Raw genomic sequence first — 823 nt, 5'->3', positions numbered from 1 at the left:
TCTTTATCCAAATGAAGAATCAAACTCATAACATAAGACAATAGAAAAAGTTTTCTATTGTCTTATGTTTAGGTGGAAATCTCTTTTCTAAAATGTATTTTTTTAATCTATTCGGCTAGTATAGTAATGAACAAAATTGCTTGTCCCCTTTGATCGTCTGTTAGAAAAAGTTGAGGTAACTCATTCAACATGATAACCAACTATTATTTAATGGATTTAGTTGCCAGATAACAAGGCATATATTCAGTGATTCTCCCTTTGTGGTGATGATCTTCATAAAGAGCTTGTAGAGTGAATCCAGCTTTTAGCTGTCCCCCAATTTGAGTTTCTAAAGAATGACTAAACTGTGCACCGCCATTCTTTATAAGTTCTTCATCATTTTCTATCGTACTTTTAGTTCCGTCATAAGGTAATTTATGAACTACTTGTAATTCTTTCTCATCTTCTCCAAATAAATAGAGAGCAGGGTTTGCAAAGCCAGATAGCAGAACGCCACCTTTTTTAAGAACTCTAAAACATTCTTGCCAAACGTGTTCAACATCTTGAATATAGCAGTTTGATACGGGATTAAAAATCATATCGAACGTCTCATCTTCAAAGGGAAATGTCTTACTCATATCGCCTTTAACTAAATCAATAGAATAGCCTTCTCTAGCGGACACCATTTTTTCTAATTCTAATTGTTTATCAGAGTAGTCAAACACTGTAACTTCTGCATGCTGCGCTGCAAAGACTGGGCATTGCTGTCCTCCTTCACTAGCAAGTCCCAATATTTTTGCTTTTTTAAATGGAATAAACCAGTTATGTGGAACAGGCTTACAAG

General features: G+C 34.6%; 1 protein-coding gene. It reads right to left on the bottom strand.

What is annotated here, in order from left to right; all coding sequences use genetic code 11:
• Positions 1-203: 203 nt before the first annotated feature.
• On the bottom strand, positions 204-823 hold a 620-nt coding region (locus tag AC1DRF_RS30380; protein WP_477742614.1), incomplete at its 5' end, for a class I SAM-dependent methyltransferase.

Source organism: Priestia sp. P5_B4, from assembly GCF_056400385.1.
The sequence above is the reverse complement of the archived record's forward strand: the minus strand, read 5'-3'. Positions and strand labels throughout refer to the sequence as shown.